The organism is Neisseria sp. P0014.S002 (assembly GCF_051958295.1).
Lineage (GTDB): Bacteria > Pseudomonadota > Gammaproteobacteria > Burkholderiales > Neisseriaceae > Neisseria > Neisseria flavescens_B.
The window spans coordinates 376833-391310 of the sequence record NZ_JBQCVO010000002.1; the positions used below are offsets into that span (position 1 = coordinate 376833).

11 protein-coding genes are annotated in these 14478 nt (G+C 49.0%); 8 read left to right on the forward strand and 3 right to left on the reverse strand.

All coding sequences use genetic code 11. The features are described from left to right. Positions 1-21 precede the first annotated feature (21 nt). Positions 22-336 (forward strand): ribosome hibernation-promoting factor, HPF/YfiA family, encoded by a 315-nt coding sequence (gene hpf / locus ACTHSX_RS04060; RefSeq protein ID WP_440376887.1) that lies wholly within the window; start codon positions 22-24, stop codon positions 334-336. A 73-nt stretch (positions 337-409) separates the two neighbouring features. Here the strand turns inward: hpf and ACTHSX_RS04065 are convergent, their stop codons facing one another. Both ACTHSX_RS04065 and ACTHSX_RS04070 read right to left on the reverse strand, forming a co-directional pair. Beyond that, complete coding sequence (locus ACTHSX_RS04065) at positions 410-1687, reverse strand: AmpG family muropeptide MFS transporter (protein WP_440376888.1); 1278 nt, start codon at positions 1685-1687, stop codon at positions 410-412. Between the two features lie 267 nt (positions 1688-1954). Continuing rightward, complete coding sequence (locus tag ACTHSX_RS04070; protein ID WP_250591804.1) at positions 1955-2122, reverse strand: hypothetical protein; 168 nt, start codon at positions 2120-2122, stop codon at positions 1955-1957. A 910-nt stretch (positions 2123-3032) separates the two neighbouring features. Between ACTHSX_RS04070 and ftnA (ACTHSX_RS04075) the strand changes: the two genes are divergently transcribed. Together ftnA (ACTHSX_RS04075) and ftnA (ACTHSX_RS04080) are read left to right on the forward strand one after the other, a co-directional pair. Beyond that, the gene (ftnA, locus tag ACTHSX_RS04075; RefSeq protein WP_003686837.1) at positions 3033-3518 is read left to right on the forward strand and encodes a non-heme ferritin; all 486 of its coding nucleotides are present in this window, start codon (positions 3033-3035) and stop codon (positions 3516-3518) included. Between the two features lie 16 nt (positions 3519-3534). After that, positions 3535-4032, forward strand: coding sequence for a non-heme ferritin (ftnA, locus tag ACTHSX_RS04080; RefSeq protein ID WP_003686798.1), 498 nt, complete (start codon positions 3535-3537; stop codon positions 4030-4032). A gap of 171 nt (positions 4033-4203) precedes the next feature. Here the strand turns inward: ftnA (ACTHSX_RS04080) and pgi are convergent, their stop codons facing one another. Then, complete coding sequence (gene pgi, locus ACTHSX_RS04085) at positions 4204-5844, reverse strand: glucose-6-phosphate isomerase (RefSeq protein ID WP_440376889.1); 1641 nt, start codon at positions 5842-5844, stop codon at positions 4204-4206. Between the two features lie 257 nt (positions 5845-6101). On the opposite strand from pgi, the gene ACTHSX_RS04090 reads away from it, so the two are divergent. From ACTHSX_RS04090 to ACTHSX_RS04110, 5 genes are all read left to right on the forward strand, one after another. Continuing rightward, positions 6102-7145: a LacI family DNA-binding transcriptional regulator gene (locus ACTHSX_RS04090; RefSeq protein ID WP_440376890.1), complete on the forward strand. Its 1044-nt coding sequence runs from the start codon at positions 6102-6104 to the stop codon at positions 7143-7145. A gap of 201 nt (positions 7146-7346) precedes the next feature. After that, entirely contained in the window at positions 7347-8669 is a 1323-nt protein-coding gene (locus tag ACTHSX_RS04095) for an MFS transporter (RefSeq protein ID WP_440376891.1), read from the forward strand. A 208-nt stretch (positions 8670-8877) separates the two neighbouring features. Continuing rightward, positions 8878-11181 carry a DNA topoisomerase IV subunit A gene (parC, locus tag ACTHSX_RS04100; RefSeq protein WP_440376892.1) on the forward strand — a complete coding sequence of 768 codons (2304 nt, stop codon included), beginning with the start codon at positions 8878-8880 and terminating at the stop codon, positions 11179-11181. A 70-nt stretch (positions 11182-11251) separates the two neighbouring features. Then, positions 11252-12838: a two-component system sensor histidine kinase NtrB gene (locus ACTHSX_RS04105; RefSeq protein WP_003748356.1), complete on the forward strand. Its 1587-nt coding sequence runs from the start codon at positions 11252-11254 to the stop codon at positions 12836-12838. Then, positions 12831-14456, forward strand: a complete 1626-nt coding sequence (locus ACTHSX_RS04110; protein WP_440376893.1) for a sigma-54-dependent transcriptional regulator — start codon at positions 12831-12833, stop codon at positions 14454-14456. The genes ACTHSX_RS04105 and ACTHSX_RS04110 overlap by 8 nt, the downstream gene beginning before the upstream one ends. The last annotated feature ends 22 nt before the right edge of the window (positions 14457-14478 follow it).

Sequence of the window (14478 nt, forward strand, 5' to 3'; positions counted from 1 at the left end):
ACCAACCGAAGGAGCTGTATCATGAATCTGAAAATCACCGGTCTGAATTTTGATGTTACCGAAGCCATCAAAAACTACGTTTCCGACAAGTTGGCACGAATCAGCCGCCACGCCGACAACATCATTTCCGTGACCATCACGCTCTCGGTGGAAAAAGTCAGCCAAAAAGCCGAAGCCGATGTCCATCTGGCAGGCAAAGATTTGCACGTTGAAGCGATTGAACAGGATATGTACGCCGCGATTGATGTTTTGATGGATAAACTCGACCGCGCTGTTTTGAAACATAAAGGAAAAAGCGGCGATGTCCGCAGCACTGTCAAACCTGAAGCAGAATAAAGTTTTTGTATGATAAAGGCCGTCTGAACATTCAGACGGCCTTTTGTTTTGCTAGATGTTTTAGACTGGCAATCTAGTTACTCACTTTTTCGCCATTCCATGGTGCCACTTTAAACAGCAGCAACATGCCGGGTATGCCCAGGGCAAAACACAGCCAGTAGAAATTGAAGTAACCCATCGCTTCAATCAGATAGCCTGCCGAAGCATTGATAAATGTACGGGGAACAGCTGACAGGCTGGTAAAGAGGGCCAATTGTGTGGCCGTGAAAGCAGGATTGGTTTCACGGGCCATATAGGCGACAAATGCCGCCGTACCCAAGCCTACGCCTGCCGCTTCCGCACCAATCACGGCCGCAAGCATCATTTGTTCCGTCAGGGTAATGGTTTCAAATTTACCGAAACCCGCCAGCCAGGCAAAGCCTAGAATCGTTACCCATTGCGCCACGCCGAAAACCCACAAAGCCCTGTTGATACCGAGTTTCAACATCCAAATACCACCGGCGATACCGGCAATGACGGCAGGCCATAAACCGGCATTTTTGGCAATCAGGCCGATGTCGGTTTTGCTGAAGCCCATGTCCAAATAAAACGGCGTTGCCAGGGAAGTCGCCATACTGTCGCCCAGTTTGTAGAGGAAGATAAACAGCAATACCAATATGGCTTGTTTGATGCCTTTGCGGGAGAAGAACTCACTGAAAGGGTCGGAAACCGTTTGGGCAAATGTACGCGACACAGATGGTGGAATGTCAGGCTCTTTGGCTAAAAACAGGGTCATCAGCAGGCCGGGTAACATAAACAGCGCCGTGATGATGAATACATTGTGCCAAGGCATCAAGTCGGCCAAAATCAAGCTGAGCGAGCCGGGTACCAAAGCTGCGATACGGTAGGCGTTGACGTGGATAGAGTTGCCTAAGCCTAATTCTTCATCTGACAAAATTTCGCGGCGAAATGCATCCAATACAATATCTTGGCTGGCAGAAAAAAAGGCGACCACTAACGATAAGCCCATAATTACATATAAATGCTGAGCAGGATTTAGGAAGGCGTAAATGAGCAAGGTCAGCAGCAAACCAATTTGCGTAACCAGCATCCAACCGCGTCGCCGTCCTAAAAAAGGTAATCTGACCAAATCGATGACGGGAGACCAGATAAATTTCCAAGTAAAAGGCAGGCCGATGAGTGCCATCAGGCCGATGGTTTTCAAATCGACGTGTTCGCTGCGCAACCATGCCGGAATCAGGTTGATCAGAAAATAAAGCGGCAGCCCCGAAGTGAAGCCTGTAAAGATACAAATCAGCATACTGCGCGAGAAAATCTTGCGCCAAGTGCCGGATTGGGGTGCGGTTGTCATAGTGAAATCAATAAAAAAGAAAAGGGATATTGTAGCAAAGATGGGGGATATGGCGAATGAACTTCTGTTATCTTTATCGAATAATGAGAGGCCGTCTGAAACTTTAGCAAATTAAGTTTCAGACGGCCTTTTGTTGGAACAACTGGTTTGGCGGGCAACGGAGACTTCAGGACGGAAGAAGGGTTGCTTGGGTGTATTCATAAAATTGAAGTTAAGAAAGTTTCAGATGACCCCTAGAGATCGTTTGAACGATGAGAAATATCAGTGTTAATTTGTGCCGTCAGTGTAGCCGTTTCCTGATTTGTCCACAGCAAAAGCAGAAATCGGACCGACCGTTACTGTCCCTTTAGGCTGAGTTTCTTGGTAATACTCATATGCTGCAACACCCATACCAGTTGCAGCACCAACAGCAGCACCAATTGTGCCACCGACCATAATAGCTGGTCCGGCAGGAATACTGCCAAAAGCTATACCGACACCCAGACCAATACCTGCACCAATTGATCCTCCTATTTATGCACCATTTGCTCCTCCTTGAAGGATTCTCTCTCCTAAGCCTCCTCCATAAATTAGTTCCAGATCCTCAATGGATAGTTCAATCATGTTATTTTTCCTTTTCAAAAAAATTAGATGTAGAATATTGAGTCAATACGCCCAATATGGAAAAAATAATAAAAGCATGAATATAAATCATAAAATCAACATTATCTCCTTGGTAGCTTTCATAAATAAAAACGATTGGTATTGATATACAAATTAAAATATACAGGTACTTTGAAATTACCAGTAACTTATACACAAATTTTGATTTCATAGCCTAGTCTTTCATTTGAATAAAATCTACCCTAATCAACTTTCCAACCAACTTCCTAACTTCTTCATGCTTTCCCTGATTGAAGTTAACCAGTAGATTTTTCAACAATATGTATATTATGTTAAATAATAAATGGTAATTGTCACATTCAAATATTAAGGATAACCTACTTTGAAACTATATCGCTTTGATGCGTAATTCTATAAAAAACATTGAATTTTCATGTTTTCTATTTATCCAGTATTTTGGAGTTGATAAGTGAGAGCAAAAAACTTTGGAAATCTACGATTCTCCTTCCAACACCTCATCATTTCTCTAGAGAATTTAGGCAAAGGAGATATTGATAACTCATTTCATTAAATTGAACCAAATGAGAATGATTTATTTTTAAAATCCTTTTAAATTAATGGGTTACATAAAAATTGATAAAATAAAATTGACTATTCTCAATAAAATGAGTAAAATTCATCCGCAAATACAAATTTTTTATTGTGATACATCTATTAACCGCATTGAGAAAAGGAGTTAGTTATGCTAAGTAAGTCAATTACAGCAAAATTAAACGAACAAATTAATCTCGAGTTGTATTCATCAAATGTCTATTTGCAAATGAGTGCATGGTGCCATAAACATGGTTATGAAGGCGCTGCAGCATTTTTACTTCGTCATGCCGATGAAGAATTGGAACATATGCAAAAGTTGTTTACTTATGTGAGCGAAACCAGTGGAATGCCTTTGTTAGGTAAAATTGACGCCCCTAAACACGATTACGCTTCATTAAAAGAAGTTTTTGAAACAACACTTGAACACGAAAAACTAGTGACATCTAAAATTAATGAGTTAGTTGAGAGTACTTTTGCAGAAAAGGATTACTCTACTTTTAACTTCTTACAATGGTATGTAGCTGAACAGCATGAAGAAGAAAAATTATTTAACAGTATTGTTGATAAATTCAAACTTCTTGGTGAAAGTGGTACAGCGCTCTACTACATTGATCGTGAATTAAAAACTTTATAAGAATAGGAGAAATAAAATGTTATCAAATAGCGTGATTAAACTATTAAATGATCAAATGAATTTAGAGTTTTATTCTTCTAACTTATATTTACAAATGAGCGCCTGGTGCGAACAACAAGGTTTCGAAGGAGCTGCAAAATTTTTATCAGAGCATGCGGCTGAGGAAATGCAGCATATGCGTAAACTCTTCACTTATTTAAATGAGACCGGCGCATTGGCTATCATCACACAAATTGATGAACCACCTCATCAATTTTCATCATTGAAACAAGTACTTGAATTAACTTATGAACATGAAAAGTTAATTACCTCTAAAATCAATGAATTAGTTGGTAGAACTTTTGAAGAGAAAGACTACTCTGCCTTTAACTTCTTACAATGGTATGTGGCTGAACAACATGAAGAAGAAAAATTATTCAGTGGAATTTTGGATAAATTAAATCTTCTTGGTGAAGATGGTAAAGGTTTGTTCTTAGTTGATAAAGATTTAGGCGCATTAACAACAAACAACTAATCAAGTCTGATGAAAAAGGCTAAGTCATTATCGATTTAGCCTTTTTTTATATCAAAATCTAGCTACTTTTGTCTAAAAGTGCGGTGCTTTAACGGTTCATTCTTACCGCCGATTAGGTTTTGAAATGCCCGTAAGACAGGCAGATATGCTTGTCTTACGGGCATTTTATTTTCAGACGGCCTTCGATCTTGCGTTGCAACTGCGGTAGAAGGCGATCAGACCGTTGGTGGAGCTGTCGTGTGCAGGCGTGCCGCGTTCGAGTTCGGGTTCGATGGTTTTGGCCAGCTCTTTACCGTATTCCACGCCCCATTGGTCGAAGGGGTTGATACGCCAAATCACGCCTTGAACGAAAGTACGATGTTCGTAAGCAGCCATCAGCATGCCGAGGTTGAAAGGCGTCAGGCTGTCGATGAGCAGGCTGTTGCTCGGACGGTTGCCGGGGAATTCTTTTTGCGGTGCAAGGCGGTTGCGTTCGTCTTGGGGCAGGGCGGCCAATTCGATTTGTACTTCGTTTAAGGTCTTACCTTTCATCAGCGCTTCGGCTTGGGCGAAGGCATTGGCAACGGTAAAGCGGTGTTGGCGGTGGTTGCCGTAGACTGTGGTCATGGGGACGATGAAGTCGACGGGAATCAGACGCGTGCCTTGGTGTAGAAGCTGGAAGTAGGCATGTTGGCAGTTGACGCCTTCATCGCCGAAGACGATGCCGCCGGTGGTGCAGGAAACGGGTTGGCCGTCTGAAGTACGCTGTTTGCCGAGGCTTTCCATATCGAGCTGGTTGAGCCACGGGGTAAAGAGGCGCATGTTGTGGCTGTATGGGACAACGGTTTGTCCGTCTGAATGTTGGAAGTTGTTGTACCAAACATTGATGAGCGCCATCAGGACGGGAATGTTGCGGCGGAATGGCGTTTCGAAGAAGTGGGTATCCATCGCGTGTGCACCGGCAAGCATTTTGCGGAACGCTTTTTCGCCAACGGCAACCATCAGCGGCAGGCCGATGGGCGACCAGACGGAATAGCGGCCGCCAACCCAGTCGGACATGGCGAAGACTTTGTCGGGGGAGATGCCGAAGTTTTGGGCTGCGGCCACATCGGCGGAAATGGCGCAGAAGTGGCGGTAGATGCCGGAATCAGGCAAACCTGCATCTCGATACCAAGTACGCGCAGCGTAGGCATTGAGCAGGGTTTCCGGTGTGCGGAACGATTTGCTGGCAATGCTGAATACGGTGGTTTCGGGGTTGAGGCCGAGAAGGGTTTGGGCCAGGTCGGCATCATCGGAGTTGCTGACAAAGTGGACGCGTATGTTTTGCCAATAAGGCTGCAGCGCCTGTGTGGCCATGCGCGGCCCTAAATCGGAGCCGCCGATACCGATGTGAACCAAGTCGGTAATCGCTTTACCGGTAATGCCTGCGTGCGTGCCGTCTAAAAGTTGGCGTGCGAATTCGAGGGTGCGGTTGAGTTCGTGATGAACTTTGGACACGATGTTTTCGCCGTCAACGTAAATGGGTTGGGCATTGGCCGGCAGGCGCAGGGCGGTGTGGAGGACGGCGCGGTGTTCGCTGGTGTTGATTTTTTCGCCGTTGATCATGGCCTGCATATATTGTGGCAAATCGGCTGCTTCGGCCAGTCGGCACAATAAATCAAGGGTATTTTCATCCAGACGGTTTTTGCTGTAATCAAATAACAAACCGTGCAGAATTTCGTGCATATTGTTGAAACGTTCGGCATCTGCAGCGAAACGTTCGCGCAGGGTAACGTGTTGCGTATCGGCATGATGGGCTTCCAAGGCCTGCCATGCGTCTGAGTATGCGGTCATCTCGTTTCCTTAGTATGTAACGGTAAAATAAGCAGGATAGATAGGTATTTCCTGCTTTTTTGTAGTGGCTTGTAGTTTAACAAATTTGAACAGGTTTTGGGAGGTGGCGGGGGTGGTTTTGTTTAAGAAATGTATGCAAAATGAAAAAGAAATGATTGATTATCATCAAGTTTCTGTAAAAAAAGGGGTATGACACCGATGTCTGCTGTGTTATCCTATGTAACATTATTGAAATCCTGTCGGGGCGGGTTCGTAAGATGGCTACAATTTATGATGTTGCTGCTTATGCCGGAGTGTCTCCCAAGACGGTCAGCCGAGTGATTAACGGCGATGCGCCGGTCAGCGATAAAACCCGTTCCAAAGTAGAAACAGCGATTGCCGCTTTGGGCTATATCCCGTCTTCTGCGGCGCGGATTATGCGATCCAACCGTTCCGGCTTGGTCGGCCTGATTACCGGCGCCATTTCGCGGACGGGCGAGAATACGGGCGGACACGGCATTCCGGATATGTTCTTGATTAAGGGCATTCAGCAGCGGATTCGCGCACAAGGCAAGATTTTGATGATTGCCGACATCGACAATAAGCCGGGTCAGCCCGGTCAGATGGAGCCGCTGATCCGTACCTTTATGGAACACCGTGCCGAGGGGATTTTGTATGTGGCCGGTTTTCATCAGGAAGTATTGTTGCCGGAAGTGCCCAACCGTTGCCCGATGGTGTTGGTCAACTGTTTTGATTTGGCAGGTACGCCGTCGGTTTTGCCGGACGACGAAGCAGGGCAGTATGGCTTGGTGCGCCGGATTATCCAAAGCGGACACAAACGGATTGCTTATGTGACTTTGCAGCCGGGCGTGGAAGCGACGAGATTGAGATTGGCCGGATACCGCCGGGCTTTGGCGGATGCGGATATTGTCTTTGATCCTGGTTTGGTGCAGACAGGGTATCCTGACTTCAGTAATGACAGCGGGTCTTTGATTTCGGCTATTTTGAAATTGCTGTCTTTGCCGATTCCGCCGACGGTAATTTGTTGCGGCAACGATGAAATGGCCGTGCGCGTGTACGGGATTTTGAGGACGCGCGGCGTACGGGTTCCCGAGCAAGTCTCCGTTGCCGGCTACGATAATCACAGTGCGATTGCGGAAACGCTGTTTCCGCCGTTGACCAGCACCGAGCTGCCTTATCTGCGTATGGGCGAAATGGCGGCGGATTTGCTGTTCCAATACATCGAACATCCGGCCGGTACGGCTCAGCCCGTCAAGGTCGTTGGGGAAACCATCTGGCGTCAGTCTGTAATGAATAAATAGTTTCAGACGGCCTAAAAATAAGCTTTAAACAACACAAACACACATCAAAACAAGATTATATAAACGGTCAAAATAAAGGCCGTCTGAAAACAGGGTTGCCTCATTAAAAAAGGCGGCTCAATACAATAAAAGCAAAAGCGTCATACTGCTGAAATTGGAGTTTGTTGTTTCCATAGTTTATTATCCAGGAGTAGCCTTCCTATGAAAATCTCCCCACAAGTGGCGATGACACTTCGCCAGATTATGCTAATGAACTTCGGTTTCTTCGGCATTCAATACAGCTTCGGGTTGCAGCAAACTGCGATTAACCCGATTTTCAGCTTTCTTCATGCCGACCCGAGCCAATTGCCGATTTTGAATATGGCAGGCCCGATTACTGGTTTGCTGGTGCAGCCGATGATTGGTGCGATGAGTGACCGCACTTGGGTGCCGGGATTAGGCCGCCGCCGTCCGTATTTCTTGATCGGCGCCATCGGTTGCAGCCTCTGTCTCTTTATTTATCCGCACGTTACCGCCTTGTGGGTGGCCGTATTGCTGCTGTGGCTCTTGGACATCAGCAACAACACGGCAATGGAACCTTTCCGTGCCTTTATTGCCGATACCGTTCCTGAACACCAGCAATCCACCGGTTTCTTGATGCAGTCCGTGTTTACCGGTTTGGGTATTACCCTGGCCAACGTTTCCCTCTATATCTTTCAACAAATCGGCTGGTTGCAACAAACTTCCGAAGCGGGCATTCCGTATTGGGTATTCGGTTCGTTTTATATTGGTGCGGTCTGCTCCATCGGTTCGGTTTTGGTTACCGTTTTATCAACAGCCGAACGCGAGCCCAGCCCTGAAGAAATGGCGGCCATTAAAGCCCAGCCGAGCGGTCCGGCCCATGCTGTTAAAGATATTGTCGTTGCTGTGCGCGAAATGCCGACTGCCCTGTGGCAACTGGCTTTGGTGTATCTCTTTCAATGGTACGCGCTCTTCATCTACTGGCAATATATTTCCCACAGTATCGTCCAATCCGTTTGGGACTCGACCGTTGAGAATACCGAAGCGTATAGCCAAGCGGTTGCATGGACCGGCCTGGTAAACGGTTTCTACAACGTGGTAACCTTTATCTCCGCCTTCGGCCTGATGTGGATGGCGCGCAAATACGCCGCCAAATATGTTCACGCCTTTGCCGTAACCCTTGCCGCGCTGGCCTTGCTCACCATTCCTCATATCGGCAATAAATACCTGATGTTTGCCCCAATGATTGGTTTCGGTGTCGGTTGGGCAAGTATGATGGGCGTGCCGTTTATGATTGTGGTCGGCTCTATCCCTAAAGAACGTTACGGCGTGTACATGGGTATTGTGAACATGATGATTGTGATTCCAATGCTGATTGAAACCGTATCTTTCGGCTGGGTGTACAAAACCTTCTTGGGTTCAAACCCTGCCAACGCGATGACTTTTGCCGGTGTTTCCCTGGCCATCGCCGCCGCGTTGACCTTAACCATTAAAACTGCGGCCAAACCGGCTACTGCAGAATAACGAAGTTTTGATTTAAAACCAAAATGAAAAGGCCGTCTGAAACATGAAAGGGTTTCAGACGGCCTTTTTGGTCGAAACAAATCATATTTGCCGACTTGATTCGGTAAGCCTTATTGCCGCCGAGCTACCGTTCATCACTCAAATTGGCTATGACTGCCGATTTTGCTTTACAATATCCTTCTTTAATTAATTTCGTTTTACCATCCTGATGACAGAACACATTTCCGCTCCCAGTCCATCTCCTATCGGCGAAGACTACCTGCTGTTAGGTCAGTACGCCGAACGCGCCTATCTCGAATACGCCATGAGCGTGGTCAAAGGCCGCGCGCTGCCTGAAGTTTCAGACGGCCAGAAACCTGTACAACGACGTATTTTGTTTGCCATGCGCGATATGGGTTTGACGGCGGGGGCGAAGCCGGTGAAATCGGCGCGCGTGGTCGGCGAGATTTTGGGTAAATACCACCCGCACGGCGACAGTTCCGCCTATGAAGCGATGGTGCGGATGGCGCAGGATTTTACCTTGCGCTACCCCTTAATCGACGGCATCGGCAACTTCGGTTCGCGCGACGGCGACGGGGCGGCGGCGATGCGTTACACCGAAGCGCGGCTGACGCCGATTGCGGAATTGCTGTTGTCCGAAATCAATCAGGGTACGGTGGATTTTGTGCCGAACTACGACGGTGCGTTTGACGAACCTCTACACCTGCCAGCCCGTCTGCCTATGGTCTTGCTCAACGGCGCATCAGGCATTGCGGTGGGCATGGCGACCGAAATTCCATCACACAATTTGAACGAAGTCACACAGGCGGCGATTGCGCTGTTGAAAAAGCCGACGCTGGAAACCGCCGACCTGATGCAATATATTCCCGCGCCCGATTTTGCCGGCGGCGGTCAAATCATCACGCCGGCGGACGAATTGCGCCGGATTTACGAAACCGGCAAAGGCAGCGTGCGCGTGCGTGCGCGTTACGAAATTGAGAAGCTGGCACGAGGACAATGGCGCGTGATTGTGACCGAGCTGCCGCCGAACGCCAATTCCGCCAAAATCCTTGCCGAAATCGAAGAACAGACCAACCCGAAACCGAAAGCGGGCAAAAAGCAGCTCAACCAAGACCAGCTCAACACCAAAAAGCTGATGCTGGATTTAATCGACCGCGTGCGCGACGAATCCGACGGCGAACATCCCGTGCGCCTTGTGTTCGAGCCGAAATCCAGCCGCATCGATACGGATACCTTCATCAACACGCTGATGGCGCAGACTTCGCTGGAAGGCAATGTGTCCATGAACTTGGTGATGATGGGGCTGGACAACCGTCCCGCGCAGAAAAACCTGAAAACGATTTTGCAGGAATGGCTGGATTTCCGCGTCGTGACCGTAACACGCCGTCTGAAATTCCGTTTGAACCAAGTGGAAAAACGGCTGCACATCCTTGAAGGCCGTCTGAAAGTCTTTCTGCACATTGACGAAGTGATTAAAGTCATCCGCGAATCAGACGACCCGAAAGCCGATTTGATGGCGGCGTTCGGGCTGACCGAAATCCAAGCCGAAGACATTTTGGAAATCCGCCTGCGCCAGTTGGCGCGTTTGGAAGGTTTCAAACTCGAAAAAGAATTGAACGAATTGCGCGAGGAACAAGGCCGTCTGAATATCCTTTTGGGCGACGAAAACGAAAAACGCAAGCTGATTATCAAAGAGATGCAGGCGGACATGAAGCAGTTCGGCGACGCGCGCCGCACGCTGGTGGAAGAAGCCGGACGCGCCGTGTTGACGCAAACCACCGCCGACGAACCCATTACGCTGATTTTGTCGGAAAAAGGCTGGATACGCAGCCGTGCCGGACATAACCTCGATTTAAGCCAAACCGCGTTCAAAGAAGGCGACCGCCTCAAACAAACCCTTGAAGGCCGCACCGTCTTACCCGTTGTTATCCTAGATTCATTGGGCAGAACCTACACGCTCGATGCCGCCGAAATTCCCGGCGGACGCGGCGACGGCGTGCCGGTTTCATCCTTAATCGAGTTGCAAAATGGCGCCAAACCCGTCGCCATGCTCACCGGTCAGCCCGAACAGCATTACTTGCTTTCAGGCAGCGGCGGCTACGGCTTTATTACCAAGTTGGCCGATATGGTCGGACGCGTGAAAGCGGGCAAAGTAGTGATGACCGTGGACAGCAGTGAAACCGTCTTGCCTCCGGTTGCCGTCTATGCTTCTTCGCTCATCAATCCCGACTGCAAAATCGTACTGGCCAGCAGCGACCACCGTCTCTTGGCGTTTTCCATCGGCGAACTCAAAGTCATGCCCAAAGGGCGCGGTTTGCAGTTGATGTCGCTGACCGACGGCGCATTTTTGGAACACGTTATGGTAACGACCTCTCCTGAGTTTACCGTTGTATCGGTCGGCCGCCGCGGCGCCGAGCATCAGGAAAAACTGCGGATTGCCGATATTGACGGCAAGCGCGGTAAAAAAGGCAAGGTATTGGAAATATCAGGCCGTCTGAAAAGTTTGTCTTAAGGCAAAAACCAATATATTCAAATAAATTAAATTTACTACGACATTGCATGAAAATAAAAAAGGTTCACTTATGAACAGAGCCAATCTTCAAGAACTGGGTAATCTGAGGGAGCGGATTCCCGGCGTCATCAACATCGCCCGAATAGCCATCGTCTTGCCGCTTTTGGTTTTGCACGCTTTCGGCAGCTATACGGGCGGCAATCTGATTGGCGTTTCGTTGCCGGCGGTTGAGTTTTATATCTGGATAACGCTGTATTTCTTCCTGATTATGCTCTCCGTGCTCCGCCCGGGCTGGCAGTGGCAATCCTTGGATTTGCCCAACGCCAGCGCCGTGGTCGACATTACCATGATCATGGTTTTGGTGTATATCTCCGGCGGTACGGCTTCAGGTTTCGGGATTTTGGTTTTGCCGTTTGTCGCCACGTCGTGCCTGCTCAGTTATGGCCATTATCCCATGCTGTACGCAGGCTATACGGCAATGCTGTTTATTTTGAACCTGTTTTTAGACGGCAGTATGCGTTTCGATTCGTTTAATTGGGACGCAAAATCAGTGGCAAATTCTTTAATGCTGATCGGCGCCAGCTATCTGGTGGCGATGCTGACCTCGTTTGCCGCCCGTTATCTCGAACAGGCCACAGAGTCCGCCAGCCGCCATCAATTGGCCTACCGCCGTATCAGCGGCCTGAACCATTTGGTTTTAAACCGCGTACAGGAAGCGGTGGTGGTGATTGATGCGACCCAGCGCGTGTGGCTGTTTAACAAACAGGCAAAAATCTATTTTCCCAGCCTGATTATCGATCAGCAGGAAATCGTGTTCGGCGAACTGGTGGCCCGCTGGCAGCGCCAACCCGACAAACCTTTTGAAACCGATATCCATATTTTCCAACACGCCATGCACGTCCGAGCCGTTCCATTGATTCAGGAGCAAACCGAGCTGCTGATGCTGTATGTCCGCTCATTGCGTGAAGTGGCTGCGGAAGCCATGTCCACCAAGCTGACTTCGCTCGGTCAATTGACTGCCAACCTCGCCCACGAAATCCGCAACCCGATGTCCGCCATCCGCCATGCCAGCGATTTGTTGCAGGAAGGCGACGAGGCAGATCCGCTCAAAGCCAAGCTGTACAACATCATCGACAGCAATATCCAACGTATCGACAAGATGTTGGAAGACGTATCCCTGATTAACAAACGCGACAACATCAGCCGCCAGCCAGTCAATCTGATGAAATTCTGGTTGGAGTTCAAGCAGGAGTTTACCTTGAATAATCCCGATGCCATCGGCTGTCTGCGCATGAATATGGACGGCAACAACCTGACCGTATTGGTCGACCCCATGCACTTGCAGCAAGTGATGTGGAACTTGTGCAACAATGCTTGGCGACACAGCCGTCAGGACGAAAACGCCATTACCGTCCTGATCCGCCCAAGCGGCAGGATGCATATTTCCATCGTCGTGGCGGACAACGGCAAAGGCGTGCCGCCAGATGTGCGAAACCATCTGTTCGAGCCGTTTTACACCACCGAAAAACAAGGCACTGGTTTGGGGCTTTACGTCGCACGCGAGTTGGCACACGCCAATATGGGACAGCTGCATTATCACCCTGAAATGAACGGGTTCGAACTGATTTTACCGAAGGAGCAAGCACAGGATGAATAAATTGCAAGAGCCGGTTTTGGTTGTTGATGACGAGGCAGACATCCGCGACCTGATGGAAATGACCCTGATGAAAATGGGTTTGCGCGTCGATACGGCGGCGGGTGTTGAAGAAGCCAAAGACAAGCTGGACAACAACGATTATTCGCTGGTGTTGACCGATATGCGTATGCCCGACGGTTCAGGTCTCGAGGTTGTCCAATACATCGACGAGTTGATGCTCGATACGCCCGTCGCCGTGATTACGGCTTTCGGCAATGCCGACCAAGCCGTTGAAGCCTTGAAAGCAGGGGCGTTTGATTATCTGCAAAAACCGATTACGCTGTCGCAACTGCGTTCGTTGGTGAAATCGGCCGTATCGGTTTCAGACAATACCAACGAACCCACGCCGTCTGAAAAAGTCAAATCTCAGCCTGCGCCTGTTTCTGCCGCCCTGTATAAACCCGAACCCCAGCCGGTCAAGCCTGTTGTTACGCCTCCTAAGAGCGTACAGAGCGAATTTAACCGGCCTTTGACCGTTCCGGAAGGGCTCAATTCCTTAAAAGAGCGGTTTTCAACCGGCAACATCAATCCTGCTTTGCAAGAAGAGCCTATCCTGAAAGGCGACGACGATATGCCGCGCCTGTTGGGTACTTCGCCGCAAATGGTCGAAGTGCGCCACCTGATTCGCAGATTGGCACGCAGCCTGGTTCCCGTTTATATTTCCGGCGAATCCGGTACCGGTAAAGAGCAGGCGGCGCGCACGATTCACGAGCTGTCCGACCGCGCCGACAAACCGTTTATTGCCGTCAACTGCGGCGCGATTCCTGAAAACCTGATGGAAAGCGAATTCTTCGGCTACAAAAAAGGCAGCTTTACCGGCGCGGATCAAGACCGTCTCGGCTTTTTCCAACACGCCGACGGCGGCACATTGTTTCTCGACGAAGTTGCCGATTTGCCGCTTGCCATGCAGGTCAAACTTCTGCGCGCCATCCAAGAAAAAGCCGTGCGCCGTATCGGCGATGCGCGGGAAACCTTTGTGGACGTACGCATTATTTGTGCAACCCATAAAAACCTCGAAGCCTTGGTTGAAAGCGGCGCATTCCGCCAGGACTTGTATTACCGCCTCAACGTTGTCTCCCTGCACATGCCGCCTTTACGTGAAATGCGCGAAGACTTGGGCGCGCTGATTCTGTATCTGCTGTATAAACACCGTCACGGCAATCAAACCTACAAACTCAGCCCGAAAGCCCAAGAAGCCCTGTTGCATTACAGCTATCCCGGCAACTTCCGCGAGTTGGAAAACATCCTCGAGCGTGCTGTTGCACTGACGGTCGGCCAAGTGATACAAGTGGACGACTTGCAGATTCAAAATGCCCCACAGATTAAGGCAGAACGCAGCGGCTTCTCCTTTGACGATATTGCCGAACCTGACGCGCGCGAAACTACGCTCAATCACAGCCCCATTCCGCCGTTTGATCCGCGTACCATGCAGATACAGGATTACCTCGACCAAGTGGAACGCAGCATCATCGAGCAGGCCTTGCAGCAAACCCGTTACAACCGTACCCAAGCCGCCAAGCTTTTGGGCATCAGTTTCCGCTCTATGCGCTACCGCATGGAACGCTTGGACATCAATTAAAACGTTCAGACGGCCTGAGTTT

Bases quoted from the DNA above. Each gene is read 5' to 3' on its own strand.
- ACTHSX_RS04105 (WP_003748356.1), top strand. From the start codon at position 11,252: ATGAACAGAGCCAATCTTCAAGAACTGGGTAATCTGAGGGAGCGGATT.
- ACTHSX_RS04070 (WP_250591804.1), bottom strand. From the start codon at position 2,122: ATGGTCGGTGGCACAATTGGTGCTGCTGTTGGTGCTGCAACTGGTATG.
- parC (WP_440376892.1), top strand. From the start codon at position 8,878: ATGACAGAACACATTTCCGCTCCCAGTCCATCTCCTATCGGCGAAGAC.
- ACTHSX_RS04095 (WP_440376891.1), top strand. From the start codon at position 7,347: ATGAAAATCTCCCCACAAGTGGCGATGACACTTCGCCAGATTATGCTA.
- ACTHSX_RS04090 (WP_440376890.1), top strand. From the start codon at position 6,102: ATGGCTACAATTTATGATGTTGCTGCTTATGCCGGAGTGTCTCCCAAG.
- ftnA (WP_003686798.1), top strand. From the start codon at position 3,535: ATGTTATCAAATAGCGTGATTAAACTATTAAATGATCAAATGAATTTA.
- hpf (WP_440376887.1), top strand. From the start codon at position 22: ATGAATCTGAAAATCACCGGTCTGAATTTTGATGTTACCGAAGCCATC.
- pgi (WP_440376889.1), bottom strand. From the start codon at position 5,844: ATGACCGCATACTCAGACGCATGGCAGGCCTTGGAAGCCCATCATGCC.
- ACTHSX_RS04065 (WP_440376888.1), bottom strand. From the start codon at position 1,687: ATGACAACCGCACCCCAATCCGGCACTTGGCGCAAGATTTTCTCGCGC.
- ftnA (WP_003686837.1), top strand. From the start codon at position 3,033: ATGCTAAGTAAGTCAATTACAGCAAAATTAAACGAACAAATTAATCTC.
- ACTHSX_RS04110 (WP_440376893.1), top strand. From the start codon at position 12,831: ATGAATAAATTGCAAGAGCCGGTTTTGGTTGTTGATGACGAGGCAGAC.